Annotated in this window: 25 protein-coding genes; 15 read left to right on the top strand and 10 right to left on the bottom strand. The window is 44.6% G+C overall.

The window, feature by feature from the left end:
- Nucleotides 1–3 precede the first annotated feature (3 nt).
- Entirely contained in the window at nt 4–1,071 is a 1,068-nt protein-coding gene (locus ACP2WE_RS09745; protein ID WP_425215363.1) for a CRISPR-associated protein, read from the bottom strand.
- The gene (locus ACP2WE_RS09740; RefSeq protein ID WP_425215362.1) at nt 1,056–2,693 is read right to left on the bottom strand and encodes a Cas10/Cmr2 second palm domain-containing protein; all 1,638 of its coding nucleotides are present in this window, start codon (nt 2,691–2,693) and stop codon (nt 1,056–1,058) included. Before ACP2WE_RS09740 ends, ACP2WE_RS09745 begins: the two co-directional genes overlap by 16 nt.
- Nucleotides 2,694–2,868: 175 nt before the next feature.
- Between ACP2WE_RS09740 and ACP2WE_RS09735 the strand changes: the two genes are divergently transcribed.
- From ACP2WE_RS09735 to ACP2WE_RS09720, 4 genes are read left to right on the top strand one after another with little or no spacing between them, the layout of a single operon-like run.
- Nucleotides 2,869–4,038, top strand: a complete 1,170-nt coding sequence (locus tag ACP2WE_RS09735; RefSeq protein ID WP_425215361.1) for a helix-turn-helix transcriptional regulator — start codon at nt 2,869–2,871, stop codon at nt 4,036–4,038.
- A gap of 3 nt (nt 4,039–4,041) precedes the next feature.
- Nucleotides 4,042–4,812, top strand: coding sequence for an ABC transporter ATP-binding protein (locus ACP2WE_RS09730; RefSeq protein WP_425215360.1), 771 nt, complete (start codon nt 4,042–4,044; stop codon nt 4,810–4,812).
- Nucleotides 4,799–5,422 (top strand): ABC transporter permease, encoded by a 624-nt coding sequence (locus ACP2WE_RS09725; protein ID WP_425215359.1) that lies wholly within the window; start codon nt 4,799–4,801, stop codon nt 5,420–5,422. The genes ACP2WE_RS09730 and ACP2WE_RS09725 overlap by 14 nt, the downstream gene beginning before the upstream one ends.
- A 2-nt stretch (nt 5,423–5,424) precedes the next feature.
- Entirely contained in the window at nt 5,425–6,312 is an 888-nt protein-coding gene (locus tag ACP2WE_RS09720; protein WP_425215358.1) for a glycine betaine ABC transporter substrate-binding protein, read from the top strand.
- Nucleotides 6,313–6,407: 95 nt separating this feature from the next.
- Here the strand turns inward: ACP2WE_RS09720 and ACP2WE_RS09715 are convergent, their stop codons facing one another.
- Nucleotides 6,408–7,433: a molecular chaperone DnaJ gene (locus tag ACP2WE_RS09715; protein WP_425215357.1), complete on the bottom strand. Its 1,026-nt coding sequence runs from the start codon at nt 7,431–7,433 to the stop codon at nt 6,408–6,410.
- A 152-nt stretch (nt 7,434–7,585) separates the two neighbouring features.
- Between ACP2WE_RS09715 and ACP2WE_RS09710 the strand changes: the two genes are divergently transcribed.
- Together ACP2WE_RS09710 and ACP2WE_RS09705 are read left to right on the top strand one after the other, a co-directional pair.
- Nucleotides 7,586–7,744 (top strand): hypothetical protein, encoded by a 159-nt coding sequence (locus tag ACP2WE_RS09710; RefSeq protein ID WP_425215356.1) that lies wholly within the window; start codon nt 7,586–7,588, stop codon nt 7,742–7,744.
- Entirely contained in the window at nt 7,735–7,938 is a 204-nt protein-coding gene (locus tag ACP2WE_RS09705; protein WP_425215355.1) for a DNA glycosylase family protein, read from the top strand. Before ACP2WE_RS09710 ends, ACP2WE_RS09705 begins: the two co-directional genes overlap by 10 nt.
- Before the next feature lie 112 nt (nt 7,939–8,050).
- On the opposite strand, the gene ACP2WE_RS09700 is transcribed toward ACP2WE_RS09705, so the two are convergent.
- The 5 genes from ACP2WE_RS09700 to ACP2WE_RS09680 all read right to left on the bottom strand — a co-directional run bounded on the left by ACP2WE_RS09700 (nt 8,051) and on the right by ACP2WE_RS09680 (nt 14,092).
- The gene (locus ACP2WE_RS09700; RefSeq protein WP_425215354.1) at nt 8,051–8,260 is read right to left on the bottom strand and encodes a hypothetical protein; all 210 of its coding nucleotides are present in this window, start codon (nt 8,258–8,260) and stop codon (nt 8,051–8,053) included.
- 161 nt (nt 8,261–8,421) lie between these two features.
- Nucleotides 8,422–8,859, bottom strand: a complete 438-nt coding sequence (locus tag ACP2WE_RS09695; RefSeq protein ID WP_425215353.1) for a hypothetical protein — start codon at nt 8,857–8,859, stop codon at nt 8,422–8,424.
- A 190-nt stretch (nt 8,860–9,049) separates the two neighbouring features.
- On the bottom strand, nt 9,050–10,105 hold the full coding sequence (gene lpxD / locus ACP2WE_RS09690) for a UDP-3-O-(3-hydroxymyristoyl)glucosamine N-acyltransferase (RefSeq protein WP_425215352.1): 1,056 nt from the start codon (nt 10,103–10,105) through the stop codon (nt 9,050–9,052).
- Nucleotides 10,106–10,117: 12 nt separating this feature from the next.
- Nucleotides 10,118–12,346 (bottom strand): IMS domain-containing protein, encoded by a 2,229-nt coding sequence (locus tag ACP2WE_RS09685; RefSeq protein WP_425215351.1) that lies wholly within the window; start codon nt 12,344–12,346, stop codon nt 10,118–10,120.
- A gap of 558 nt (nt 12,347–12,904) precedes the next feature.
- Nucleotides 12,905–14,092, bottom strand: coding sequence for a TetR family transcriptional regulator (locus ACP2WE_RS09680; RefSeq protein ID WP_425215350.1), 1,188 nt, complete (start codon nt 14,090–14,092; stop codon nt 12,905–12,907).
- A gap of 105 nt (nt 14,093–14,197) precedes the next feature.
- On the opposite strand from ACP2WE_RS09680, the gene ACP2WE_RS09675 reads away from it, so the two are divergent.
- The 3 genes from ACP2WE_RS09675 to ACP2WE_RS09665 all read left to right on the top strand — a co-directional run bounded on the left by ACP2WE_RS09675 (nt 14,198) and on the right by ACP2WE_RS09665 (nt 16,728).
- On the top strand, nt 14,198–15,058 hold the full coding sequence (locus ACP2WE_RS09675; protein ID WP_425215349.1) for an acyl-CoA desaturase: 861 nt from the start codon (nt 14,198–14,200) through the stop codon (nt 15,056–15,058).
- Nucleotides 15,059–15,176: 118 nt separating this feature from the next.
- Nucleotides 15,177–15,662 (top strand): GNAT family N-acetyltransferase, encoded by a 486-nt coding sequence (locus tag ACP2WE_RS09670; RefSeq protein WP_425215440.1) that lies wholly within the window; start codon nt 15,177–15,179, stop codon nt 15,660–15,662.
- A gap of 19 nt (nt 15,663–15,681) precedes the next feature.
- Nucleotides 15,682–16,728, top strand: coding sequence for a D-alanine--D-alanine ligase family protein (locus tag ACP2WE_RS09665; protein ID WP_425215348.1), 1,047 nt, complete (start codon nt 15,682–15,684; stop codon nt 16,726–16,728).
- A 34-nt stretch (nt 16,729–16,762) separates the two neighbouring features.
- Here ACP2WE_RS09665 and ACP2WE_RS09660 read toward each other — a convergent pair whose 3' ends face one another.
- Complete coding sequence (locus ACP2WE_RS09660) at nt 16,763–16,918, bottom strand: hypothetical protein (RefSeq protein WP_425215347.1); 156 nt, start codon at nt 16,916–16,918, stop codon at nt 16,763–16,765.
- 406 nt (nt 16,919–17,324) lie between these two features.
- Here ACP2WE_RS09660 and ACP2WE_RS09655 point away from each other — a divergent pair, with 406 nt between their 5' ends.
- The 6 genes from ACP2WE_RS09655 (at nt 17,325) to ACP2WE_RS09630 (ending at nt 25,162) form a co-directional block, all read left to right on the top strand.
- Nucleotides 17,325–18,449: a Fic family protein gene (locus tag ACP2WE_RS09655; protein ID WP_425215346.1), complete on the top strand. Its 1,125-nt coding sequence runs from the start codon at nt 17,325–17,327 to the stop codon at nt 18,447–18,449.
- 746 nt (nt 18,450–19,195) lie between these two features.
- Nucleotides 19,196–19,987, top strand: coding sequence for a ParA family protein (locus ACP2WE_RS09650; RefSeq protein WP_425215345.1), 792 nt, complete (start codon nt 19,196–19,198; stop codon nt 19,985–19,987).
- Nucleotides 19,980–21,239 carry a coiled-coil domain-containing protein gene (locus ACP2WE_RS09645; protein ID WP_425215344.1) on the top strand — a complete coding sequence of 420 codons (1,260 nt, stop codon included), beginning with the start codon at nt 19,980–19,982 and terminating at the stop codon, nt 21,237–21,239. The genes ACP2WE_RS09650 and ACP2WE_RS09645 overlap by 8 nt, the downstream gene beginning before the upstream one ends.
- Nucleotides 21,240–21,335: 96 nt before the next feature.
- Nucleotides 21,336–23,099: an ArnT family glycosyltransferase gene (locus ACP2WE_RS09640; RefSeq protein ID WP_425215343.1), complete on the top strand. Its 1,764-nt coding sequence runs from the start codon at nt 21,336–21,338 to the stop codon at nt 23,097–23,099.
- Nucleotides 23,100–23,394: 295 nt separating this feature from the next.
- Nucleotides 23,395–24,588 carry an ImmA/IrrE family metallo-endopeptidase gene (locus ACP2WE_RS09635; RefSeq protein WP_425215342.1) on the top strand — a complete coding sequence of 398 codons (1,194 nt, stop codon included), beginning with the start codon at nt 23,395–23,397 and terminating at the stop codon, nt 24,586–24,588.
- 19 nt (nt 24,589–24,607) lie between these two features.
- Nucleotides 24,608–25,162 (top strand): hypothetical protein, encoded by a 555-nt coding sequence (locus ACP2WE_RS09630; protein WP_425215341.1) that lies wholly within the window; start codon nt 24,608–24,610, stop codon nt 25,160–25,162.
- A gap of 92 nt (nt 25,163–25,254) precedes the next feature.
- On the opposite strand, the gene ACP2WE_RS09625 is transcribed toward ACP2WE_RS09630, so the two are convergent.
- A complete protein-coding gene (locus ACP2WE_RS09625) occupies nt 25,255–25,890 on the bottom strand; it encodes a class I SAM-dependent methyltransferase (RefSeq protein ID WP_425215340.1) in 636 nt (211 codons plus the stop codon).
- Nucleotides 25,891–25,893: the final 3 nt, after the last annotated feature.

The raw sequence follows: 25,893 nt of genomic DNA, 5'->3' as shown, positions 1-25,893 counted from the left end.
TGTTTAATTTTTTTGGTCAACTTTAGGCTCAACTTTAGGCTCGATTTTGATTTCTACAGGTAAACACAACCCACAACCAAACTGCCGCAACGGTAGCCCCTCACCTGACGCAAACCACTCAGGCGGGAATTCCCACCAAGTGAGATCGAGGGGATGTTTGACCACATAAACCGTTCCCACAGGCACAGCATAGCGACCAATGCTCAGCTTACTGGCGCGTTTGTTTTGAGCATCACCCTTACCCACGCGATAACGCCAAGGCTCAGGGCGATCGGTCAGCATCTCAGGACGCTTGTTACTAAAGCGAACATCGTTAGGATAGCGAGTTGATAGATTATTGCTTCCCCACACCGCAGGCGTAATCAGCGCAAAACTCCGCCCAATTTTTTGCTTCAGTAACTTGCAGATCGAACTATGCTCTGTAATTGCCTGACTGGTGATTTCCACAATGTGATTTTCACCACCAAAGCGATACCATCCATCAGGCAATTTATGCGTCGAGAGATACACCAAACAGCTATCTTCACGCATCTGCACCGCATTCTCTAAAAATAGTCCATCGCGATCGCGCACATGTTTCTCATCATCCTTGAGATAGGGATGTAAAATCGGCATAAATTCCCAAGGAGTTTTGGCAACATCATTCAACTTGCCTTTCTCAGGACGTTTTAGCTGTGGGGTTTGCTTGTGCCAAGAGTTGATACTCTGCCATTGATATTCAGGATCGAGATCGGGATGTTGACGCTCCCATTTGTTATTGATTAGCACCCATTCATCAAAGTCCTTATTCTTCTCACCCACAATGCGCGATCGCGGAATTGGCACAAAGAAGTTTTCAGGATTATCTGACTCCGCCCAGAATGCTCCAGCTACAGCCAGATTAGTTTTTAGCTCTTGATGCTCGGTAAACTTCTGCTCTTGGTTCGTTGCCAAAATCAAGCCCGAAAGCGTTCCCGCATCAGGTGGAAATTTTGCGCCAGAGCGTCCAACTAAGTTTTCAGGAGACAGAAATGCGCCAGCACTGCCATAGAGCAAACCCAACGGACGAATCACTATTAGGAATTTGAACATAACTGCCACCCCACTTTAATCATGCCGTCAATCCATTCGATCATCGATTTGGGATCTTCAGACCCAGTGATTTGTCCGCGTTGTTGAGAGAGAATTTCCCGATTGTCTTCACCGAAATACAACCCAAATAAATTAAGCGCGATCGCATCATTAGCTGTTTCAGCAGTTGCAGGCGGAATCGCGTGACGAGCTTTGAGTTGTGCCAGATCGGTATACACATGACTCCAATTTGCATCTTTGCCAGTATTGTCATTGCGATCGCGATAGTCCTTCAACCATTTCAAATACTCCCAAGGCGTAGTCCACTGCACAAACTGCCCATTGTTAAACAAAACCCGAATCGTCACGCGATCGCGCCCTAAACTCTTAGCCAATTTTTCAGCTTCGCGACAATGCTGCAACACATCACGCTGGGGTACACTATGCCCCGCCCACACAAAGCCAACACTGAGATTAATTTCTAGATTGCTAGATTGCCAATCTTGATGCATCGCGATCAACCAATCAATCGCTTCAGTTCCTTTTCTTTGTTTTTCTTCTTCTGTCCCATTTCTAATACCATACATAACACCCAAAAAATCGTCACCACCTGCGTAGACTACACGTCCTAAGCGCTCACGATGGAAACCATCTTGAAACTGCTTACCCCAAGTTCGCAATGCTTGACTAAAATTGCTAACATCTTGGGCTTCAGTTAAGGACTTCAGATGATCGCCAACTTTATCACCATCACCCATAAACCAACCAGTCCAATAACCACGTTTGGCTTTCTCGTCATCATCTTCTTTGCGAAGTAGTTCGCTAAATCGCTTGGTACGAGGAAATTTAGGAAGATCTTTAACTACTTGATGATGAGTCACCAAGCGCTTAATCAATTCAGGAATACTCAACTTTTCTGATGGGTCAAGAAATTTAGGCTCATCTTCGTTTTTACTGTTTTCTAGAGCATTGGCAAGTTTTACATAAAAATTATCAATCTCTTTCTTCTCAAGCCCTTCATTACGTTTGTTATCAGGAGTAATCTGCCGATCCATGTTTGGATAAGCGATCGCATCATGCCCAGACAAACTAGAACTTTCTCCATTCCAATTTGGGACAGTCCAGCCACGCCGTAACTTACGAGTTTCCAAATCTCGCATGGCTGACTCGATACTGTCACCACCTCCCCAAAATACTTCCCAAGCGTGAATCTTCCATCTTGTCCAAGAATTTGCCCAGCTAGAATTAGAATCATCTATTCCCAAATTATCGCCAAGCCATTTACGACAAGCCTCAATAATTTCTTTCCAGCCCACCATCAAAGCCTTTTGCGCATCATTACAGGAAAAATCGCCTTTAATCAAAATCCGATTTGGCATTCCTTGTACAATGTCAACACTTGCCACGTTAGTGCAATCATCCTCAGCAATCGCAGGTGAAATCACTTCACAATTTTTACTATTAGCAGCACAGACGATCTTCCAACTTAAGTACGAGAGAATTTGCGAAGCACCATAGAGATCTCGTAACTTGCGAGATTTTTCGATAAAGCCTTGCACAGGCGCAAAGCTAATCGCAGTGTAAATACATGCGGTTGAACTCGCATCAGATCCTTCACGATTTGTAAGCAACTTTTCAGGCATAGCAGACACGCCCCTTAAAACATACTTGTTTTAGCAATGTAGCAGGGAAAACCTGTAAAGTACATGAAATTCTCAATATTTTTAGAATTTACCTAAGATCTATATATAGCAAGCATAGAGACACACAAATGCTACCCTGTTTAAATATTGGCATTTTCTCACTAAAATTTAGTCTATGCCTAAACCCAGCCAACTCCATCCCTATAGCGATCTTAGTGCCTTTGAGCGGTTGCTGCTATTGATTGCAACATTTGTCCATCATCCTGGTGTTGGCTGTCCCGATCGCCTCGGTAAAAAAACAGGCACTCATCACCAAGCCCTCGAAGCTGTGCGTCAAAAAGTCTGCGAAGTTGCCCAGCAATACCAAATTCCCCTGACTGACTACGCCATTCCCACCCTCCGCAAAGACCTCGTGACACTGCGAAAATACGGCATTCTCAGCCAGCATATTTACCGCTGGGGCTACTTTCTGGGCACAGGAGCCATGACCATTCCCGAACTTCAAGTCGCTATGAATGCCCTCGCCTCTATGGCAACTTACCAGCGATCGCCGCAAGCCATTCGCATCTATCGCGATCTCGAAAACAAACTCAGAGGACTGCAAGAGACAACGGCTCAAGACTTGCTCTATCCCGTTCGATCGCAGATCGACCGCGCCATAATTTATACAAACCCCGATGAAATGCTTGCCAAGCCAACCAATCGGCATAATTTATTTAGCTGCCTCGATGCGATCGAAACTGCAATTTACAACGGGCAAGCGATCGAACTCTATCGTCATGCCGATCCCTACGCAGGAAACATTAGCTATATACAGGTCATTCCTTTACAACTGCTCTACCACGATATTGCGTGGTACTTGTTGTACGAATATATAGAAGATCGGCATATAGAAATCGAACGCATCGATCGCTTTAGAGACTACGTACAACCCATCGGTACGCCAAGAGATATCGAACTACAAAAACACAGTCTTAAAATCGCTCACGATCTACTGCACAAGGGTTGGGGCTTATATCTAGGCGATCGCGAAGAACAAGCTTTAGAGAAACAAGGAATGCTTAAATATATGCGAATTGAAGTTCGTTTCTTTGAGCCTGCGATCGCCTTCATTCAAGAAGGAGAAAATCGCCATCCCTTTCAAAAAATCGGCAAAAAGGGCAAAGATTATCTTGATTACGCCATTAACCTACCACCGCGATCGCTCAACGAATTTTGTCGGTGGCTCAATCGATTTATGGATAGCGTTCAAGTCAGAAACCCACCAGAATTAGTGTCTCGCTATCAACAAGCCGCCAGTAGGCTCGCCAAATTGTATGATACTCAAACTACCGACGATCGCTAAATCATGCCAAAAGCCATCGAATTCCGCAACGTATCCTATCAACTCGATCGCCGCGATTTGGTTTCCGATCTTAGTTTTGAAGTGGAACAGGGAGAAATCGTTACGCTTTTGGGAGAGAGTGGCTGTGGCAAAACGACCACCTTAAAACTGATTAATCGGTTACTGCTGCCCTCTCAAGGGAAGGTGCTGGTAGATGGTATCTCTACAAATGAATGGAATCCGATTCAACTGCGGCGACAGACGGGTTATGCCATCCAAGAGACGGGACTTTTTCCTCATTTTACTGTAGAGGCGAATATTGGTTTGGTTCCCAAGCTTTTAGGCTGGCAGAGTCAGCAGATTGCCAACCGCGTGTGCGAACTCCTAGCATTGGTGGGATTGAATGCTGAACAGTTTGCGAACCGCTATCCCCACGAACTCTCAGGTGGACAGAGACAAAGGGTTGGCGTTGCCAGAGCCTTAGCCGCCGATCCGCCCGTGCTGCTGATGGACGAACCCTTTGGAGCCTTAGATTTAATTACGCGCCTAGAGATCCAGAGAGAATTCAAACAACTCCAGAAACAATTGGGAAAAACCGTCATTTTTGTTACCCATGACATTCAAGAAGCCTTTTTGCTAGGCGATCGCATTGGGTTTATGGACGCAGGCAAACTCTTAGCGATCGCGACAAAAGCCGACTTAATGCGATCGCAGGTTCCAGAAGTTCGTGCATTTATGGAATCCGTGCGCTTACTGCGAGACTCGTTGAATATGGAGAACTATGAATCTGAGTGAATTCTTCTCAAGATACGGTGCAGAAATTGCCCAGCGAAGTTGGGAACACTTCATGCTCGTGGCGATCGCTTGTGGCATTGCCATTCTAATCGGTATTCCCTTGGGCATCCTGACCGTGAGGCATCCAAAATTTAAAGCGATCGCGATCGGAACGGCGAATATCATTCAAACAATTCCGGGATTAGCGCTCTTGGGCTTCCTGATTCCTTTGGGGATTGGGGTGCGATCGGTGATTATTGCCCTCGTGCTTTATGCCCTGCTACCGATAATGCAAAACACCTATGTGGGGATTTCAGCGATCGACAAATCGATTTTAGAAGTGGGCGAAGGCATGGGTATGACCCAGTGGCAGTTATTGACGCAGGTGGAGTTGCCTCTGGCGATGAGTACGATTCTAACGGGGGTGCGGGTAGCGATCGTGATTTGCGTGGGTGTCGCTGCGATCGCGGGCGGATTTGGCGCAGGGGGCTTGGGGCAATTTATCTTTCGCGGACTTGCCACGGTAGATAATCCTCTAATCCTAGCGGGAGCTGTGCCTTCAGCTTTGATGGCATTACTTGCCGATTTGGGCATAGGATGGATTGAGAAAAAACTGAAGGTCGTCAGCTAACCATGAAAAAAATTCTGTCTTATGCGTTTTTAGGCTTACTTCTCTCGGTAAGTCTGATTGGCTGTGGTGCGAATAAAGAGAAACGAGTCGTTGTTGCCTCTAAGAATTTTACAGAACAGGTGATTTTAGGCGAATTGGTTGCCCAAGAAATAGAAGCCAAGACAGATATCAAGGTAGAGCGACGCTTAAATTTGGGTGGTACGTTTATCTGCCATCAAGGCATAATTGCAGGGGAAATTGATATCTATCCTGAATACACGGGTACGGCTTTTACGGCAATTCTCAAACTGCCACCGATTACCAATCCTCGCCAAGTCTCCGAAACCGTCAAACAGCAATATGCTCGACAATTTCAGTTGAAATGGTCGGAACCCTTGGGATTTAACAATACTTTCGCCATTATCATTCGCGGTCAGGATGCGCGGCAGTTCAATATCACCACCCTCTCTCAAGTTGGGAAGTATACGCCAAAATGGCGCGCGGGGTTTGGCTATGAATTTATCGATCGCGCTGACGGTCTACCAGGACTAGCGAAAACCTATGGCTTAACCTTTGCCGAAGCTCCAAAATCGATGGATTTAGGGCTGCTCTATCGCGCGATCGCCGAGAAACAAGTGGATTTAGTTGCAGGGAATTCTACGGATGGCGTGATTCCTACCTTAGATTTAGTCATCTTAAAAGATGACAAGCAATACTTCCCTCCCTACGAAGCCGCAATCGTAACGCGTGCAGAAGCGATCGCCAAGTATCCCGAACTCGATCGTGTCTTCCATACGTTGGCAGGAAAAATCACGGAACAGGATATGCAAAGATTGAACTATCTAGTCGATGGCGAAAAGAAAGATCCCAAACAAGTCGTAAGCGAGTTTCGTCGCTCAAAAAATTTCTAGCTCTATGCTTGGATGGTTTGTAGTTCATGGGGGGACGGGCATCTATCCCAAGCGATCGTTCGTTCTGGGAACGAATGTCATATCATCTCCGATCGCTAATATCGCGACAAAAATTCAAACAGCATTTCCTCTTCGGACAGATCCATCTCCTGTTGTGGCAAAAATGCCGTGGGACCTCTCAAAAACTCTTTGATCGTCATACGGCGATCGCGAAAATCGACGATAAACTGGTGCAGTTGTGCGATGACTTCAATTTGAGCCTCCATTTCACTCAAGGCTTCCCCAATCGGATCGCCACCATATTTTGCGATTTTTTTAAAAACAGCAGTTATTTCTCCTTGCTGTGTATTTTTAGTCAGTTTCAGTTGAAGCTTTAAATTGTCAAGTTGCTTTTTGAGAAAAGCATGATCTGCTTCTACTCTGACACATTGTCGCGTCAGATCGTCAGAGCTATCACGGTTAATCACTTCACCTATCTCTTGCTGCTTTTCAATTGCCAAAAGCCTTGCCAAATCTCCATTTTGATAGGCTAGATTGATTTCCTTCATTACCTCTGTACGATATTCTTTCTCAGCTTCATCCATCACTTTATCAGGATGAAAACAGTCCGCTAAACGTAAAAAGAGCTGGCGGATCTTTTTTAGCTCGTCTCGGTCTGGCTGAGGAACATCTGGTTCAATTTGGCGATCGTATCGCTCTTCACGATCCCTCCAATCCGTTTTATCATCAGGCTCGGCATTTGTATAACCTGTATGTATAGGAGCGTGTTTAGGGCTTATGACCCCATCTGCCTGAAGATGAAAGTACACTGTTTCAATGTCTTGACGTGACTTCTTACCCAATTTTCTGCCAGTGAAAATCTCGTTGAATAGGCCATGAATTTGGCTATCCAGTTCTAAGATTTTTTGCCGCAAAGGAGCGCTCCGCTGTGCTATCTGAATCCCAACCTCTTTAATGCTGTTGTTCAGATTATTCAATTTGGTTCGGTTTGTCTCGATTTGCTTGATTAGTTTTTCGTTCTCCTTCTCCCAGAAATTTAGGCGAATACGAAGATCTGAAAGTCCAAGGTTGTTCTTAGAAGTAGTAGAAGTAGGAGTAGAGGCTTTAGAGCTTCGAGCCATAGCAGGGGTATCGAGGACGGTAACTACGCCAATATTCTAATCTAGTTTTTCTCTGGTTGCATAGGTTAAGTAGGACGCCGATCGAGGTAAATAGGTGGAGAGAGGCATATGCTACAGATATTCTGAATACTGAAAATGATGCTTTACGAGCAGTGGGAATTTCGCGAGCAAAGATTGGATACCTCAAGGATTTATCGCAAAAAGTAATCGATGGGTTACCGAATCTCGTGGAACTAGAGAAAATGGATGATGAAGCGATCGTCAAAATTCTGACGGAGGTCAAGGGAATGGGACGGTACAGATGCTATTAATCTTTCGGATGTATCGCTTAAATGTCATGCCTGTTGATGATTTAGGCATTCGCATGGGCATCAAAAAAGTGGATGGATTGGACGAGCTACCCAATAAAAATCAAATAGAAGCTCTTGCTCAAAATTGGAAACCCTATTGCTCGATCGCTTTGTGGTATCTATGGCGCAGTTTAGAACTTAAAGCGATAGGTTGAGAGCAAAAAAATATGGTTTGGCACGACTAAACTCAAATGCCAAACCATATTTTTAAGTGACGAATTGAACCAAAGAAATCCGATGAAAAGCAGATAAACATACCTTATTAAGTTAGGCACTTACCGCCTTTTCACTCTGCATTTTTTTCCAGCCTCTTGGCATTTTTAGATCGTCAGGATCTACGTAATGACACATATGATCGTCAAGGCAAATCAGCGCCCAACCATTTTGATCGATATCCATCAATTTATAAGAAGATTCTAAAACGAAAAAGCCTTTGTGATTACGGGTGTCGGGTCTAACTCTTACGTTGTCGATCATGATTAAAACTCCATTGAAAACTAGTTATTAAATTTATTTTATGGAGCTAGTCTAGCACTGGGGATCGCTGGGCTGCGTTAAGTTTTAACTCATGAGACAGGCTTGTGAGTAAAGATATGTAAGCTTGCGTTAAGGATAGTTTGACAATTCGGGGATCAATTTTAAGTATTGTTTTCAAACACCCAATTTTCTACCCGTTCAAGCTCTTTCCAGTCAGGTCTACGCCGCTTACCTTCTTCAAAATTCTCAACAATTTCCTCTTTCATCTCTTTTAAAATCATCATCCAATTTTGCGCTGCCTCAATATGTTCTCGCACGCCTTTTTGAGATGTCTCTAGCATTGCGATCGCAAGATTAATCCTAGCTTGGGGATCTTCAGGGCTGAGCTTAACCGCTTTGAGCGCTGTTTTGTAAGCAAGGGCTGCCTTTCGATCGAGCAAGTAAAGCCATGATAGGCAAATCCAACTACTAGCGACCTTCGGTTGGCGATCGCAGACTTTTTGAAATATAGGAATGAGGACTCCTGCCTCTTCGCCTGCCTTATATCGCTCTAGTCCTTGTTGAAATAATTCTTCTGGAGTCTGTGTATCTGTTGCCATTTTGTCTTAAATAAATTGCGTGATTTGTAAATGAAATAAATGAATCAAACAGCGTCCATAACAGTTAGTAATTATTACTTATAGCGCTCCTTAATTGCTTGTAAATGCAGTACGAGCTTTTAGCCCTTGCAGGCATCTTGCCTGCGCTACAAATTAATTACAACGCATTGAGGATGGCTATATGCGGCAATTACTTACCTACCAAATTATCTAGCTGCTTTTGTAACTCTCTAACCATTTTATTGAGTTCGGGCAAGCGACGAAACACAGCTGTAGCCTTAAAAAATGTTTTTGCGGGGATCGCTGGGTAACCCATGACTTGAGTGCCAGCTTCTACATCGTGGGCGATCCCCGACTGCGCTGCCGCCACAGCCCGATCGCCAACTTTAATATGGTTGGTAATGCCAACCTGTCCCGCCAAAATCACATTTTTACCTAGTTCTACACCCCCTGCCAGTCCCACTTGACCCGCCATCAAACAGTTCTCAGCGGTCTTGCAACCATGACCAATTTGAACGAGGTTGTCAATCTTAGTGCCTCGCCCTATGTGGGTATCACCTAGAGCACCGCGATCGATCGCAGCATTACAGCCAACCTCTACATCATCTTCTAGGATGGTGCGCCCCACTTGTAGCATTTTTGTCCAAGTGCCATCAGAACTGGGTACAAACCCAAAGCCTTCAGAGCCGATTGCTGCCCCACTATGGATCGTGCAGCGATCGCCGATGACGCTACGAGCATGAATTACACAATTGGCATGGAGTACTGTGCGATCGCCAATGCTCACACCTTCATAAATAGTGACATTCGGATAGATATAGACATGCGATCCAATCTGACAACCCGCACCGATTACAACATGGGCTCCAATATAGACAGATTCACCTAATTGGACATCAGGTGCGATCGTTGCACTGGGGTGAATGCTGGGATCTGGGAGGTAAGGGGGGTGAAATAAGGCGATCGCCTTTGCAAACAACAAACGGGGCTGACGCACTGCGACATGGGGAATAGAACGAGATTTCACCAACGCGATCGCCTCTGGCTCGTCACCAATAATTAAAGCAGCAGCGTTTGTTTCGGCTACCTGTCGAAAAAAGAGATTATTTTCTAGAAAGCCCAGATCGCTAGCTGTAGCATCCGCAAGGGTTGCTACGCCAGAAATTTTGGGATCGCCGTTGCTAAAATCCGCTCCAACCTCGGTTAGATCGATACCTAACTTTGCTAGTAATTCACTAAATTTCATGCTGTGCCAGATTTACTCAGAAACGAGCATATCTCGAATCAGCCACTTATCATCTTTACGCACAAAATCATATTCTACCAAGTAGCTCGTATCAGACTTAGAGGCACTGGCATCGAGGTTGCCATTGTTGAAGTAGTTGCGCGTCTCAGAAACTTTTGCTGTTACCCTAGCGCGATCGTCGCCATCGGGAGTGACTTTCACAACCTCTGCTGGCTTAGAGATATATTGCAAATAAGAGTTGCTTGATTTCAATTCCTTTGCCCGAGACTTCCAGTCAGCTAAAACAGGTTCAGTTAGAATGCTAGTTAAAGCCTCTGTATCGTAAGCATTTCCCAATGCCTTAGATTTGATTGACTGCCATGACTCGATCAGTTTTACGGCAATATCTTTATCCATAGGGCCTGGCTTTGCTGTCACCGTTAAACCCTCTGATTTGGCTGATGTCAGCAGGGGGGCTAAGGAACGCTCCATACTCACCACTGACTCTGCTTTCGGTGGGCTAGTGAGAGATTTCCATGCCCAAACGGATAGTCCGATCAACCCACCCATAACGCCAAAGACAATCAAAAGCAATAAGATAAACCTTTGAGGCTTAACTTTTCTGGAACGTGAGGTTGCAGAGGGCTTTTTAGTTTCTCTGGCACGCTCTCTCAAGCCTTGCTTGGCATTCTCTCGAGAACTTTCCTTATGTTTGGGTAAGGGAGGTAGGGTACGCGTATTACTATGTACATTTGCCTTGCGATCGAGATCGGCGGGTCGATCCAATAGAGAAGTCCGACCTAAACGGCTTGTTCGCTCGGCTGTGTAGGCTGGAACCTTGGGCTCTGGTCTGCGCTCAGGCTGAGTCTCAAAACGAGAGTCATCTCTAGAACCAACTCTAGAGGCAGTGCGCCCATCTAATGGCAAGGAATACTCATTTCCCTCGGCATGTTCAGAGGAAGGAGTATCTGCTGTGGTTGTGATGCGGCTAGAAAAAGTGGGCATGGTCCAATCTGAATTACCAAGCCCGTTGGTGCTAGGCAACTCCTCTAAATAGGACTGCACCTGATCGTCAGCAAAATAATCTTTTAAGGAAACAACTTGATTGATCAGATCGCGAAAATGAGGATAGACCTCTTCTTGTAGCCATCTCTCACTGTATAAACAAAGCCCCGGCAGTAGGTCTGGAGAGTCCTCTGAGTTACGCCGAATAAATGCAATCTGCTCGCGCTCACCGCTTTTTTCAAGGGCATTACTTGCCTCTTCGGTTTGTCCCAGTAGCAAAGCACAAACTGCTTGCTCTAAATAAATATCCTGTTTGACGCTGAGCTTAACCAATAGCCCCTTGGCGCGTCGAATCAATGCAGGCTGGCGTTGCGAAAACCCGCGTGCAATCAAAGCATAGACGGCGAGGTAGCTTGCTACCGAAGAAGGACGACGGGCTTCATCTTCGAATAGGGTTTGCTGCTCGGAAGCAGTCATGTAGCCACGTAGCTGTTGAATGAAGCGGAGAAAATCATCAATTCCCAACCCAGAGGAGTCGTTGCCCGTGCCATCAATGCCTCTGCGGGCTTCTAGCATTTCTTGGAGCAGCAACATGCCTTGACGATGCTCGGCAACTTTACTATCAGACGCAGCTAACAGTTCTAGAATGCGATAGGGGCGGAGCCTAAACAAATCGGCTTGAATTTCACTCCGCACGCTCAAAAATAGACCTTCTCTGAGTAAGAGTTCTTGCCCAGACTCTAAAGATTGAGCAGCACTTTCATACTGTCCCTGCTTCCAATTTTCTCTGCCCACTTCTAAATAAGAGAGGGCTACAGTCAGCGTAACGTCGGGATCGCGCGATACGCGTACTGATTGAAAAGAGATCGCGTCGGGATCGTAGTATGGCTGAGCGATGGTTAAAACCTGTTCGTACTCACCTAGCTCGTGAAGCAGGAGGAGGAGCCCAGGTAAATCTTGATCCTCTATTTCGAGTTCAGTGGATACAGAGTCGCTGCGTTCTGTTTTTCGATCGGGATCGGCAGCTTGTTCTTCCAACTCTAAGGCAACGCTAGCATCATAGTCACGCCGTCGAGCTGGATCTGACAGTAAAGCGTAAGCACTATCAATGATTCGCTTTCTAGAGGCGATCGCGGCGTCAGAATATTCTCGACGTGGCATAGAAAGAACGCGATCACGATGAGTCTGTTGAATCTGCTCAAACGTAGCCTGCGATGTCAAGCCCAGAATACGATAATAGTCTAGGGGAATCCTCACCTTCTACTTCCTACTACAACACTAATCTGTTTTGCCGACCGAAAGTTTTCAAGAATACTCAAATCTACACTAAACGCCCGCATTATACCCTAAAACTGTAATTTAGCTACAATTTTTTTATAATACTTAAACCTAATCTCAAAAGATCGATATCTTTAAATGATTTAGATTCTGAAGTTGTTTGAATGTCTCGGCGTATTTATCTTTTAGAACCTTTGGATATATCTGTATCAATAAAATTCTTAGATACAGAAATATACAATACCTAAACCTAAGCTGGGTTGTAAGAATTTTCAAGCATATTTTTAGAATTAATTACGATATTTCATAGAAATGCCGAATTTATCTAGCTTAAAGGAAAATTCAAACAGTTGATTTTACATATTGGTTCAAGGGATAGCTCAGAATAGCATGGCATTTTCATTATTCGAAAATTCTTACAAGGGAATTTTTTACGGCAAAACCAAGTAGGGGTAGATAAGTTGTCAGTTTTCAGTTCAAAGGTTAATTCCAATAAATGCAGCTAACCTTTTACCGATAACCGATAACCCTTTTACCCTAACTATCTAAAGTAATTGCTTGATGAATGGCAGCTTTTTCTTTGACGCGCTGTAAGTAGGGCTGGATCTCATGGGGACTCAACCCGCTAATAATGCAGAAATTATCAACATCCATACCACGAACCAACATATCCAAGCCCCATGTTTGACGGGCCTGCTCTAGCAATACTGGGCTACCGTCGGGGTTGCGATGTAGTTCTGCCCAACCGCGCCAAATCTGCTCGAGCTGAGTCAAGCTCAAAGGCTGATGATCGGCATCTAAAAACATGGCTGGATGTTGATCTTTGCGATTTTTAAGATATGCCGTGAGTGGGTTATTCGATCCCGAACCGTAGCGCTGCCCCAAAATATTTTGATTGATTGGGACTAAGCGTTGCCCCAAAGTCCCAATTCTCAAGACTCGATTGGAGGATGCGGTGAGGTAATCATCGCGTCTGAGTTGAACCAACTCTGTTGCCGATAGACCTGCCCCAAATAGGAGATAAGCGATCGCGTATTCTCTAAGCCCTTGACGCTTTGCCAGCAGCATAATGTTGCGTACTATCTCAGTAGGAATATCGATCACCGGTTGGATTGTCTCGGTATCCTTAACGATCATTTCCACGAGCGTGTTGATAAAGTCCTCAGAACTCGACCAGATCGACTCAATATCGCTGGTAAGCATAATCACGGCATAGCCCAAGATGCAGGTATTAACGAGATTCGCTAATTTGATTGGAGCCAAGGGATAGTGGGTTTGGGTTTGTGCCATCACATCTTCGAGGACAGTGGCGATCGACTGATTGATCTGTGCGATCCCCTGTGCTAGCGCTTGACGACTTTCGCTAGGATATTGTCCTGCTTCTCCCACCAGCGATCGCAGTAGTTCTGGTACACTCTCAAGCAAGCGTAGGGAATTTTGCATGTAGTAGCGTAAAAATCTACTTAAATCACCTTGGTTTGACATCTCTGTGATGATGATTGATTCCCCAACCTGAGTCAGCAGTAGATATTGTTGCAAACATTCCTGCAGTACAGCGAGTAAAAGACCATGTTTATTGCCAAAATGGCGAAATAGCGTTACCTCATTAATCTCGGCTTGGTCGGCAATTTGTCTTGTTGTTGTTTCGGTAATCCCTTGACGCGCAAAAAGCTGTAATGCAGTGTTGACGATACGTTGGCGAGTAGGAATACGAGATGCGGTCATGTTAAATTTTTTTTGCAAGTACTACTTGCATTCTTTCCTATAAACAGGTTAATCTATATAGGTGCAAGTACTACTTGCATCTTACCAATTTCTCCCTGAGATTCCATGACATCAACGACCTCCTCACAGCCACTTCAACTGAATTGGACGACCACGATTTTCTATATTGTCATCCACGCGATCGCTTTGCTAGGGATCGGCTATTTCTCTTGGCAAACCTTAGTTTTAACCATTTTTCTCCATTGGCTATTTGGCAGCATTGGTATCTGTCTTGGCTATCACCGCATGTTAAGCCATCGCAGTTTTTACGTCCCCAAGTGGCTTGAGTATGTTTTCGCCACAATCGGGGCTATGGCTATGCAGGGCGGCCCAATTTTTTGGGTGGGCGGTCATCGCCAACACCATGGTTTTACCGAAGATAATGACAAAGATCCATATTCGGCGACAAAGGGGTTGTGGTGGAGTCACATGGCTTGGATTTTGTATTCCAAACCAGAGCATTTTGACCTAAAAAATTATCGCAACTTTGCTCCAGACTTGGCTAGCGATCGCTACTACCAGTTTTTAGATAAGTACTTTCTATCTTTACAGATCCCTCTAGGTATTCTGCTTTACTTTATCGGTTCTACCATAGGTCAGGGAATCGGTTTTGTACTTTACGGCATATTTGTACGGGTGATCTTGGTTTCTCACAGTACTTGGTTGATTAACTCTGCTTGCCATAAATGGGGCTATCGTAACTTTGACGACAGCAACGATAAATCAGTCAATCTTTGGTGGGCAGCATTACTTACCTATGGCGAAGGCTGGCACAACAACCATCACGCTTATCCTAAATCTGCTCGCGCTGGTTTGCATTGGTGGGAAGTCGATGTCACTTGGGCTGCAATTAGCCTTTTAAAGACCTTGGGTCTAGCGCAAAAGGTCTATTTGCCTGAGCCTTGGCAACCTGTAACCGAGAAGTAAGTCTCTCATCGTCAGATCTTGTGGGAGAAATCGCAATTACAGCAGGGGGCATGATGCCTCCTGCTATATTAGTTTTTAGCTGTGTAAAGATTGAATAAAACTTAAGAGCTGCATGAATATGGACAATCGTCATATTCGGTTTTGCGATCGCGCCGATCAAGTCGATCTGAACCAGTTATTAGCATTATTTAAAATAGGGGCATTCTGGGCAAACGAGCGCAATTTGGATAGCCTTGCGGTGGCGATCGCGAACTCTGATCCCGTTGTAACCGTTTGGGATAACGATCGCCTGATCGGTCATGCCAGAGCCACCAGCGATGTTGTCTATCGCGCCACGATCTGGGATGTCGTAATTCATCCAGACTATCGCGGTACGGGCTTAGGGCGCAAACTCGTGCAAACGGTTCTCGCTCACCCCAAAGTCTGTAATGTCGAACGGGTTTATTTGATGACAACCCATCAGCAAAGCTTTTATCAGCACATCGGGTTTGAGCTAAACGCCAGTACGACCTTGGTACTCTGCAATAAAGTGTTTAGCGATCCCATTAGCGATCGAAACAGTCCTGCTGAGGTTTTGCTGCCTCAATCGGTTACAGTGCTGTAGAAATTCTCAATCACATCCCATGGAATCTAAAAAATTACGGGTAGGACTGCTGTTTGGCGGGCAATCGGGTGAACACGAAGTGTCAATTACCTCAGCCAAAGCGATCGCCTCTGCACTCAGTCAAAACTCTCTCTATGACTTGCAGCCGTTTTACATTCAAAAAGATGGCTTGTGGTGCAATCCGACCAATTCCCAAGCCGTACTTCAACAAACCCAAGTGGAACCCTCTGCAAGCTCAAATTCCCAAGCCATCCAATGGCAATTACCCATTGAAGCCAATCAGATCGATGTCTGGTTCCCCGTATTGCATGGGCCCAATGGTGAAGATGGCACAGTACAAGGTTTACTGCAACTGATGCAAAAGCCCTATGTCGGCAATGGCGTACTTGCCTCCGCTGTGGGCATGGATAAGATTTTGATGAAGTCTTTATTCGCGCAAGCAGGTTTGGCGCAGGTGAAATATGTGGCTTTAAGTCGCTGGCAGTGGCAACAGGAGCCAGAATCTTGGGGCGAATATATTGAGACCGAGCTGGGCTATCCCTGTTTTGTAAAGCCTTCCAATCTGGGTTCGTCGGTGGGGATCTCTAAAGTGCGCGAACGCGCTCAGTTAGAAGTTGCGATCGCCAGTGCGATCGGGTACGACGCTCGCATCATCGTCGAGCAGGGTGTGACGGCTAGGGAAATCGAGTGTGCGGTTTTAGGCAACGACCAACCCCAAGCTTCGATTGTCGGTGAAATTACCTACAAAAGTGATTTTTACGACTACGAAACCAAATACACCGCAGGCATGGCAGAGCTAATTATTCCTGCAAATTTGCCTCCCGAAGTTATCGAGGCAGTGCAAGCGATGTCTGTTAAGGCATTTCAAACGCTGGCAGGCTCTGGACTGGCCAGAGTTGACTTTTTCTATGTCGAATCAACTGCCACAGTACTGATCAACGAAATCAACACGCTTCCCGGATTCACCGCCCTCAGTATGTACCCGAAACTGTGGGAATATTCAGGCATTCCTTTTGCTGACCTATGCGATCGCTTGATTGACCTAGCCCTAGAAAAATCTAGCTAAAAATTCCTGCGATCGAAAATTCATTAGCTTCCAACTAGGTGAAGCTAATGAATTGGATAAACACGATTGCCTCGTTAGGGGAAATTGCATTTTCGCGGTCAAATTCCTGTGAGAAATGTCGCTGAAATCCAGATGCTAATGGAACATCGGCGATCGCATGTTCAAAGGCTTGTTCAGAGGTTCTATTCATGGCAATCTATGATTATCCCTTGAAAAATACTGAAGGGGAGAGGTTAAAAAAGTTAGCTAGTTTTTCGATATGTTCTACTGTGAATTTACGCTTTCTGTTGAGGATTGCTGACACAATGGATTCTGTTTTGAAAATTGGAACTAGGTCTTTTTGTTGAAGGTCAAATTCATGGATTAGTGCCTTGAGTAACCCAACGCCGCTTAGATCGGTGATGGATACATACTTTTCTTCGTATTCAGCGCGATCTCGTGATGATGTGCATACATGATATCTTAGGAAATTGCGAAATTGACTACAAGGGTGAGGATGTCAAAATTTAGTAAAATCTAGAATAAGGAAAGATACTATTTTAGTTTTTTGCTAAAATCTAAAATAAGCACCGTAGCTATTTTAGTTTTTTGAGCTCGTGAAAAATTTTAAAGCTGGCACATACGTACAACAAGGCTATTACAAAAGCTTTCAGCCCAACCCGATTAATCGGCTCTGGACACTGGAAAACATGGAAATCCAGAAGCTACTAGAGCAAGCTAATCGAGAAATCGGCAGGCTGGATATGTACTCTGAGTACATCCCAAATGTTGACTTGTTTATTAGTATGCACGTCCTCAAAGAAGCCACCCAGTCTAGCAAAATCGAAGGCACACAAACCAACATCGAAGAAGCCCTGCTCAATATTGAAGATGTACCCCTCGACAAGAGAAACGACTGGGAAGAAGTCCAAAACTATGTACAAGCAATGAATCAAGCGATCGCCAAATTGCATGACTTGCCCTTCTCATCACGACTAATCCGAGAAACCCATCAAATATTGCTACAGGGCGTTAGAGGCAAACACAAACAACCAGGGGAATTTAGAAAAAGCCAAAACTGGATCGGCGGAGCCAGCATTGACGATGCTAGATTTGTGCCGCCAGTACATACCTCCATAGACGAGTTAATGGGCGATCTGGAACTCTTTGTCCATAACCAAGAGCAATATTTTCCTGAATTGCTAAAAATCGCCTTAGTCCATTATCAATTTGAGACAATTCACCCATTTTTAGATGGAAATGGTCGAGTCGGTAGATTAATGATTACCCTGTACTTAGTTAGCCAAGGTATTCTCAAAAAACCGATATTGTACTTGTCAGATTTTTTTGAACGTAACCGATCGCTTTACTACGATAATTTGATGCGCGTTAGAGAACACAATGATTTATCGCAATGGTTCAAGTTCTTTTTGGTCGGTGCGATCGAAACAGCTAAAAATAGCGTTACGACTTTTGACAATATTTTAAAGTTACAAAAGCAAGTCGATCAAAAAATTCAGACTTTACGCAGCCGCAGTGCCAACGCTCAAAAAGTATTGAATTATCTATATCAAAGACCCGTGATCGATGCTTCTGAAGTTGTGGAATTAACTTCCTTATCACCATCCTCTGCTTACAAGTTAATTGCTGATTTAGAAAAATTTGCAATCCTCAATGAAGTAACAGGGGGAAAAAGAGGCAAGATGTATGTTTTTGATGAATATTTACGCTTATTTGACTAAGTTCGAGCATTTCGCCTATTCCCAGAAATCAGTATTTAACCTGAGTTCGGGTTAAGGATTTCGGAACAAATCAAGCCGACTTGCTGGAACCGAGAGGTTTGATCCCCCTGCCCTATCGGGCATCCCCCTTGAAAAAGGGGGACAAGTGAATTCTCCCCCCTTTTTTCAAGGGGGGCTAGGGAGGATCCTTGGGATGTATAGCGTTTCAGGTTTTCTTATCCAGAACTGACGTTCTTTTAGGCTAATTTTTTCTGTAACTTCTGCGGTAATCACGGCAGAGGGGCGTTCTTTGAGGAGTGCGATCGCTCTATTTCTCAAAAAATACTGAAGGTAAGAGCTTAAAAAAATTAGCTAGTTTTTGAACTGCAATTAAATCCTTTTTTGATTTGATTGGTCGTAGCGAAAATGTTTGTAAGAGTTTGATGCAATTATTAGGTTCGGCTGTAAGCATATTTTTAGTTTTTTGTTGAAAGCTAATTGTTAATGTTTCATCCGAGTAGCCCCAAAAGCAACTGAATATTTAGAGATGTTTAGAGCGATCGTAAATTATCACTTACGAAGTCTATTAAGTTTTGGGGAAATATTGTAATTAATGTCAATTTCTAGTTACTCGATCGCTGCTCTTTTGTTAACTCCTGCTTTCCCTTGGATTTATTGGTCTAAAAATCTCAGTAAAATGCTGCCAAATTGAAAGAATTCTGCTAACCTGTGCTGTACAAATTGCTTGACTAGTCTCAGGAACTTTGATGACCAGAGTTTTAGCTTTTACCAATAACAAAGGTGGCACGGGCAAGTCAACGTTATGTGCAAATACAGCCCATCAAATGGCTCAAACTGGCGCGAAAGTGCTGGTGATTGATATGACATCTCAAACTACTTCCAGTACATTGTTTCTGGGAGAAACGAGCATGTTAAATGAGTCTGATACTGTATTGGCATTTTTAAAAAAACGACCAGACAAACATATCGAAGAGATTATTTTTGAGTCCCCCAAGGGCTTAGATATTGTACCTTCCCATGTTTCGATGGCTGAAGCCGTAGCACAGCTCTCTGGAATGCAAATGGGCAAAGAGGGAGTTTTAAAGCGCGAGATCGATCGCGTCATCGATCAATATGACTATATTTTTATCGATAGTCCAGGAGACTTAAACGAACTCACTGCAAATGCTCTCGTTCCTGCTGATACAGTATTTATTCCGACTCGACTGAATCGTACAGATTTTCAGTGTACAGAAACGACAGTGCGCTTTATCAAAGAAGCTGAAGACTTTATCGGCAATCGTAAAGTTAGAGTCATTATCAATATGCTGGACGATCGCTATTTACCTGGTGGAATTTGGGCAAGTTCTCATACAGGCGAACTCTATAGCCAAGCACAACAAATCTTTGCTGATGTACTCTGCCCTGTCACGATTCCTGATAGCGCTGATATTCGGACGGCATTCGATCGAGGGTTAACCGTGATCGAATACAAACCAGGAGAAATTGCGGCAAAAAGAATTCAAGAATTAGTTAATTGTGAGGTACTCAGTGGCTGAATCAAACCTAGCGAGGAGTCTTTTTTCTAGTACGGCATCGGCAGCGCCCCGTAAAAAGATCGTGCGAAACAACGCTCCAGATCCCCAAACGCCACCATCGACTGAAGTGGAAGTGGAGACTGCGATTGCACAAGATCGAGCAACACCGAATACTCAACTGGAAACCGTAAAAGAACCTGTAAAAGCAGTTGCAAAAAGAACTGTAAGCGAAATTCCCATAGAATCTGTGGCGATCGCGCCAGTTAATGATTTGCCAGTTGATGACTTACTAATTGACGTTACGGCGGAATTAACGCTCGATCTACCATTAAATTCGCAATCAGACTCAGAATCTGAAGTCAATTTCAAAGCTGAGTTGCTAGAGATTGAGCTAGAAGCATTAAAACAAGAGATCGCAGACTTGCGGCAGAATGTCTCCCATATGGAATCGCAAGATGCTTTTAAGCAGGAATACATTCAGCAACTCGAAGCCGAGATTCAGCAAACCCAATCGAGACATACACATGCCATGGGTATTCTCACATCACAGCTAGAGCAGGCTGAGTCTACTGCCCAAACCTTACAAACTAGTCTCGCGACTCAACTCGAGCAAAATTCTCAGCAACAACAAGAAATGCTGGCAAGGATCTCGCAAGCAGAGCATGCAGTGCAGCTTGCAGCTTCACAAGCAAATTCTGGAGCAGTCGAGAAAATCGAACAATTGCAGCTAGAGGTCGATCGCTTGACTGCAAGAGAACAAAATCTGCAAGAGGTTCTAGAGACAACTCGTGTGAGTTTGTCCGAATGCACCAAAAATCTGCAAAGCTTGCATATCCAACTCAGCGAAACCCAAAGACAAAAAGAAGAACTGGAATCGCAACTGGTCAGACATGTGGGCATACAAGCGCTCTTACAACAGTCCTTGCATAGTAACGAGTCGGAACAGGCGATCGCTGCCTCGCGCGCCCAAGAGCTAGAGCAACAGGTCAGAGAACTGCAAGAACAGGTTCTCAAACAAGCGGGTCAAGCCTCTGAGTACGAAGCTGCCGTGCAACATTGGAAAGAACAGTCGGTGAGACATCAACATCATGCCCTGCAACTGAGTGCCGCGATCGAACGACTCTTAGAAGGTAAACAGAATTCCAAAGTTGCGCATGGCACTGATGAGACATCGCAACGACCAGAAACGCACCACCTCTCACAGGAGAAACCTTTAGCAGTTGTTGGTAGATCTCTAGTAGAGTTACCTGCTTTCTTAGTGCGATCGCGTTAGCTTCCTGAGATTGACCTTGAGTGGGTTAGGTCTGTTTAGACAGGCGCGATCGCGTTATCCTGTTGATTGAAAGAGCCCCAGATCTCAAATCCTGCAATGAATTTAATCCCTATACTTGAGCAAAAGTATCCCCATCTAAAGGCTTGGCTACCTCACATCACCTTGACTCTATGGATTGGGCTGTTGTTGGTTGCGACAAACGGTCAACAGAGCCTGATGGCTCATGATGAGGGCTGGTATGCTACCCAATCGCGCTGGATGTTTGAAACAGGTGACTGGCTTACACCCAAATGGTGGGGAGAGCCTGTCTACGATCGCACGATTGGCATTCATTGGGCGATCGCGGCTTGTTACAGTCTATTTGGCATGACCGATGGGGTTGCCCGCTTACCCAATTTAATTGCCTGTGTGATTGCGACTCTTCTCACCTATGAGATTGGCGCTCTCTTACTCAACCGACGCGTGGCATGGTTGGGGGCTGCCATTCTTAGTCTCTGTTCGCTTTGGATACAGTACGCACGCATGGCAACCCAAGATGTACCACTTGTCTTTCTTGAACTCTTGGGAATTTGGGCGTTGCTGAAAGCGGAAGCACAACCTAAAACTCGTTGGCAGTGGAGAGTACTAGCAGGAAGTACTTTTGGTCTTGGGTTCATGATTAAAAGCATCATGATTTTCCTACCGATCGCCGCATTATTTCCCTATTTGATTTGGCAACATCGCCGTCATCATCATCTGACCAATCCCTTTCTCTATTTAGGAGTGATTCTCGGTTTAATCCCTCCAGCAGTCTGGGTTGGGCTAACCTATCAACACTATGGCATGGCTCCCTTTCAGGAGATGTTTGGCAAGCTTTTCGCTCTTGGTGCTAAGCAATATCACAGCGATGGCGGAATTCTCTATTATTTCTGGAATATTCCCCTCAATTCTTTCCCTTGGACATTTTTTGCTATTTTGGGTGCGGGGATTCTTTGGTCTCAGTTAAGAGGGGATGTTAAAGGTAAATCTTTAAATCAAGCTGAAGGTTCACCTGAACTTGAAGTAAGAAACTATCAAGAAGAATTCGATCGCGGATTAACCAGAGAAGAACGATGGCAACAGAGAACTTCCATCTCAATCCTCATTTTCTATCCTGTTCTCCTGTTTGTTTTTTTAACCAATTTCTCAACTCGTACAGCCTACTATTCAATTCAGCTTTATCCGTTTATTGGTTTGTTAGCTGCGGTTGCACTAGACTGGCTAGCCCATAGACCGCAAGCACGCGCACCGCAAGTTATTAGCTATCTGTTTGGAGGATTGGCAGCAATTTTGCTGGTCGCTTTTGCCGCGATCGCTTTGGGTGCGATCGCAGTTTCTGATGACGTTCGCAAACATTTAGTCATTGTTCCCGTTTTAGGAATCGGCTGGTTGACCTTACCATTCCTTTGGCATCAATACAAAAATGAATATCAAAAGCACTTAAAGCATGAATCTTTCATTCCATTTCGATCGCAAGGGTTATCGATCTTGTTGGCAGTTTTTTTAATTACGCCCTGGCTTACCTTTGCTACAGCGGGGCTGGCGGGACTATGGGGAAACTATAGCCAAGATCTGAAGTCTTATTTGCAACAACCTGCGATCGCTTCGATTTTACAAACTCAGCCGATTAACTTCGTCACGCAAAATGTTACTGATGGTGAAATCCATAAAACTTGGGTGCTTTTGAGCTTCTACACGCCTCATCTAGGTAAGAATATCAAGACAGTGGCTGAACTTCCGCCAGCAAGTTATGCTTGGATTTCTCCCGATGTGCCAATTACTCAACGCGAACAATCTCTGGGTAATATTCGTAACTGGCAGCTAATCAAAGTACAAAATTGAGACTTTCACAACGCGCGATCGCCCCCTTGCATCATAGCCATACAAATCTGTCTAATACACATCTTTACAATAATCAAATTCGATCGCGCTGAGAGCTTGGAAGTTGCAATTTTAAATTCACTCACAAAACCTGACATTTACGTATAAAAGGCGAGCTTAAATATTGACAATGTCAAATTTTGGATCTAGATTAATAAGACATGCCAGATGATTAAGGGATCCGACTTGCAATCGACATAGAACTCTCAGGTCAAAACTGGTCGATCGCTTAAGAAAGTTCATAGAGAGAAATGCAATGGCTGGCAATATATTAGATGACATTGACTTAAGCAAGTTGGGGGAACTCCTTCAGCAAGCTCGCAAAAAATGTGGCGTGACTCAAGCCGAGGCAGCCGAGATCCTTGATGCTGCACGGACAACCATTGTTGCGATCGAAAAAGGAGAGCGCCGGCTCAAGCCCCACGAGCTGATCAAACTCGCCCGTGCCTATGGACGATCTGTCAGTGACTTTGTGCAACAACGCCCTGCCATACAACCTTTTAAGGAACAGTTTCGTGCTGCCTATAAGCGTAACGAAGACGAAGAGTTACAGATCGCTCCAAGTGTTTCGCATTTAGAAGAGTTATGTCGAAATTACCTAGAGCTTGAAGAGATTGTGGATGCTCCGCTTCCTCGGAACTATCCTCACGAGTACGAAGTATCCAATATGCCAATTGAGGCAGCCGCCGAGAGCATTGCAATCGCCGAACGCCAACGTTTAGGACTTGGTGATGCCCCGATTACAAATCTAAGAGATGTTTTAGAACAAAGTGTCGGTCTTCGTATCTTCTATCTCAAAATGCCATCCAAATATTCTGGAGTATATAGTTACGATGAGAAACTTGGTGGTTACATGGCAATTAACGCCGGTCATCCTGAAGAACGCCGCCGCTGGTCGTTAGCCCATGAATATCTTCACTTTCTTGCCCATCGCAGAAATCCAGTATTTGACTTTGACGGTCAATACCAGAGATATCCTGAAAGCGAACGTTTAGCAGAAGCTTTCCCCAAATATTTTCTGATGCCAACGAGTAGCTTATTAAAGCAATTTAACGATATGCATCGTTCTCATGGCAAATTCACCCCCACCAATCTATTTACCTTAGCTCATTACTACGGCGTGTCTGTGCAGGCGCTCATTTATCGCCTAGAGGATATGAAATTACTACCAGTAGGAACTTGGGATCGCTTGCGCGATCGCGGGCTAAAAGTGAGAAAAGTGCAACAAGAAATGGGGTTAGAAGCAATCGTACAGCGAACAGATATGGCTCCCATTCACTATCAGCATCTAGCGATCGAAGCACTGGATCAGGGACTAATTACTGAAGGGCGCTTTGCTAAACTCCTTGATGTCGATCGCCTAGAAGCCCGCCGCATTGCCGAAGTGTTGCGCGAACATTCAAGTGGAATCATTGAGGAAGTTGCTCGTTTAGATCTGCGTTTGGCTTAAAGGGATTGGAAACTTAACTATGCAGATAAAACATTCCCATGTCATTCTTGATGCCTGCTGTATTCTCAACTTTAGTGCTTCTGGCGATTTTCTGGCAATTTTGAAATCTATCCCTGCTCAGGTTGTTGTTTCCGAAGTTGTGAGGACACAGGAATTAAAAACTCTTCAAAAGCTTGAAAATGTCGATAATGAAGGAGCAATCCAATTAGAACAAGCAATTCAGCAAGGTCTTCTATTCGTTGTGGACTTTGAATCTGAATTAGAGGAAGAAACCTTTGTAAACTATGTTTTTGAGCTTGGGGATGATGGCGAATCTGCTACTTTTGCGATCGCATTTCATCGAGGATGGGCAGTTGCAACGGATGATAAGAAAGCGATCTCATTTTTTCAAAAAGAAGCCCCCCATTGTCAGATTCTATCTACTTTAGAGATAGTTAAACACTGGTCGGAGGATGCAAAACTTGATGTGACAAAACTGAAAACAGCCTTGAGTGCAATTCGGATCAAAGGTAGATATTTGCCTAACAAAAACCACCCTTTGCTCAGTTGGTGGGAATCGATTGTAAATCCTTAAGACTCATATCAAGATTTTGTGTGGTACTTATCCTGTAAGGCATCGCTTCGTAGGAACTAACACAGGACTAGCAGTTAGTTATTTGTCCAAGTTTAGGCTTTAGCCCCACTCTTAGCTTGCAAAACTTGCAGACTACCCCCCGCATAGAGGCGTTGAGATTCTATGATGAATCCAACTTCGCCCAATATTGAGTTTAAGTCTGTGTCTAATAATTGCCATGCGGTTTCCGTTTCAAACAGCCAGAGAAAAGTCGATACTGGCAACCAGTACAGAGGATTGGTGGGTTTGTGGAAGTCAACAATTATAAAGCGACCATCAGGCTTGAGTACTCGAAATACTTCTTGGATAATCTGCCGTAATTGCTGAGGTTCCATTTCATGCATGGCTGTACTAGTCAGCACCAAATCGAACTGTCGATCGCCAAAGGGCATCGCTTCAGCAAAGGCTTCGACATAATTGGCAGTTGGGACATTCCGACGCGATCGCGCGATCGCAAAGGGAGAAGCATCCAACCCAGTCACATCTTGAAAGTGTTTGACTAATACCTCTGTTGCCTGACCGCTGCCACAACAGAGATCCAATACCTTCGCTGTGGGATCGATCGTTAAATCGCGCAGAAACAACTGACGGAACCTTCCTTCGCCGCCTACACTCAAAGCTGCAAGTGCAGATACCGTGTCATAAAGCCACTGATAGCGATAGCTCCAATCCCTCAGAATGGTTGCCATGTA

This window comes from Tumidithrix helvetica PCC 7403 (assembly GCF_965232925.1).
Classification (GTDB): Bacteria; Cyanobacteriota; Cyanobacteriia; order Pseudanabaenales; family Pseudanabaenaceae; genus Tumidithrix; species Tumidithrix helvetica.
The sequence above is the reverse complement of the archived record's forward strand: the minus strand, read 5'-3'. Positions and strand labels throughout refer to the sequence as shown.

What these genes read in the sequence shown, in the direction of transcription:
- ACP2WE_RS09745 (WP_425215363.1), bottom strand. Translation starts at nt 1,071, where the DNA reads ATGTTCAAATTCCTAATAGTGATTCGTCCGTTGGGTTTGCTCTATGGC.
- ACP2WE_RS09740 (WP_425215362.1), bottom strand. Translation starts at nt 2,693, where the DNA reads ATGCCTGAAAAGTTGCTTACAAATCGTGAAGGATCTGATGCGAGTTCA.
- ACP2WE_RS09735 (WP_425215361.1), top strand. Translation starts at nt 2,869, where the DNA reads ATGCCTAAACCCAGCCAACTCCATCCCTATAGCGATCTTAGTGCCTTT.
- ACP2WE_RS09730 (WP_425215360.1), top strand. Translation starts at nt 4,042, where the DNA reads ATGCCAAAAGCCATCGAATTCCGCAACGTATCCTATCAACTCGATCGC.
- ACP2WE_RS09725 (WP_425215359.1), top strand. Translation starts at nt 4,799, where the DNA reads ATGAATCTGAGTGAATTCTTCTCAAGATACGGTGCAGAAATTGCCCAG.
- ACP2WE_RS09720 (WP_425215358.1), top strand. Translation starts at nt 5,425, where the DNA reads ATGAAAAAAATTCTGTCTTATGCGTTTTTAGGCTTACTTCTCTCGGTA.
- ACP2WE_RS09715 (WP_425215357.1), bottom strand. Translation starts at nt 7,433, where the DNA reads ATGGCTCGAAGCTCTAAAGCCTCTACTCCTACTTCTACTACTTCTAAG.
- ACP2WE_RS09705 (WP_425215355.1), top strand. Translation starts at nt 7,735, where the DNA reads ATGCTATTAATCTTTCGGATGTATCGCTTAAATGTCATGCCTGTTGAT.
- ACP2WE_RS09700 (WP_425215354.1), bottom strand. Translation starts at nt 8,260, where the DNA reads ATGATCGACAACGTAAGAGTTAGACCCGACACCCGTAATCACAAAGGC.
- ACP2WE_RS09695 (WP_425215353.1), bottom strand. Translation starts at nt 8,859, where the DNA reads ATGGCAACAGATACACAGACTCCAGAAGAATTATTTCAACAAGGACTA.
- lpxD (WP_425215352.1), bottom strand. Translation starts at nt 10,105, where the DNA reads ATGAAATTTAGTGAATTACTAGCAAAGTTAGGTATCGATCTAACCGAG.
- ACP2WE_RS09680 (WP_425215350.1), bottom strand. Translation starts at nt 14,092, where the DNA reads ATGACCGCATCTCGTATTCCTACTCGCCAACGTATCGTCAACACTGCA.
- ACP2WE_RS09675 (WP_425215349.1), top strand. Translation starts at nt 14,198, where the DNA reads ATGACATCAACGACCTCCTCACAGCCACTTCAACTGAATTGGACGACC.
- ACP2WE_RS09670 (WP_425215440.1), top strand. Translation starts at nt 15,177, where the DNA reads ATGGACAATCGTCATATTCGGTTTTGCGATCGCGCCGATCAAGTCGAT.
- ACP2WE_RS09665 (WP_425215348.1), top strand. Translation starts at nt 15,682, where the DNA reads ATGGAATCTAAAAAATTACGGGTAGGACTGCTGTTTGGCGGGCAATCG.
- ACP2WE_RS09660 (WP_425215347.1), bottom strand. Translation starts at nt 16,918, where the DNA reads ATGAATAGAACCTCTGAACAAGCCTTTGAACATGCGATCGCCGATGTT.
- ACP2WE_RS09650 (WP_425215345.1), top strand. Translation starts at nt 19,196, where the DNA reads ATGACCAGAGTTTTAGCTTTTACCAATAACAAAGGTGGCACGGGCAAG.
- ACP2WE_RS09640 (WP_425215343.1), top strand. Translation starts at nt 21,336, where the DNA reads ATGAATTTAATCCCTATACTTGAGCAAAAGTATCCCCATCTAAAGGCT.
- ACP2WE_RS09635 (WP_425215342.1), top strand. Translation starts at nt 23,395, where the DNA reads ATGGCTGGCAATATATTAGATGACATTGACTTAAGCAAGTTGGGGGAA.
- ACP2WE_RS09630 (WP_425215341.1), top strand. Translation starts at nt 24,608, where the DNA reads ATGCAGATAAAACATTCCCATGTCATTCTTGATGCCTGCTGTATTCTC.
- ACP2WE_RS09625 (WP_425215340.1), bottom strand. Translation starts at nt 25,890, where the DNA reads ATGGCAACCATTCTGAGGGATTGGAGCTATCGCTATCAGTGGCTTTAT.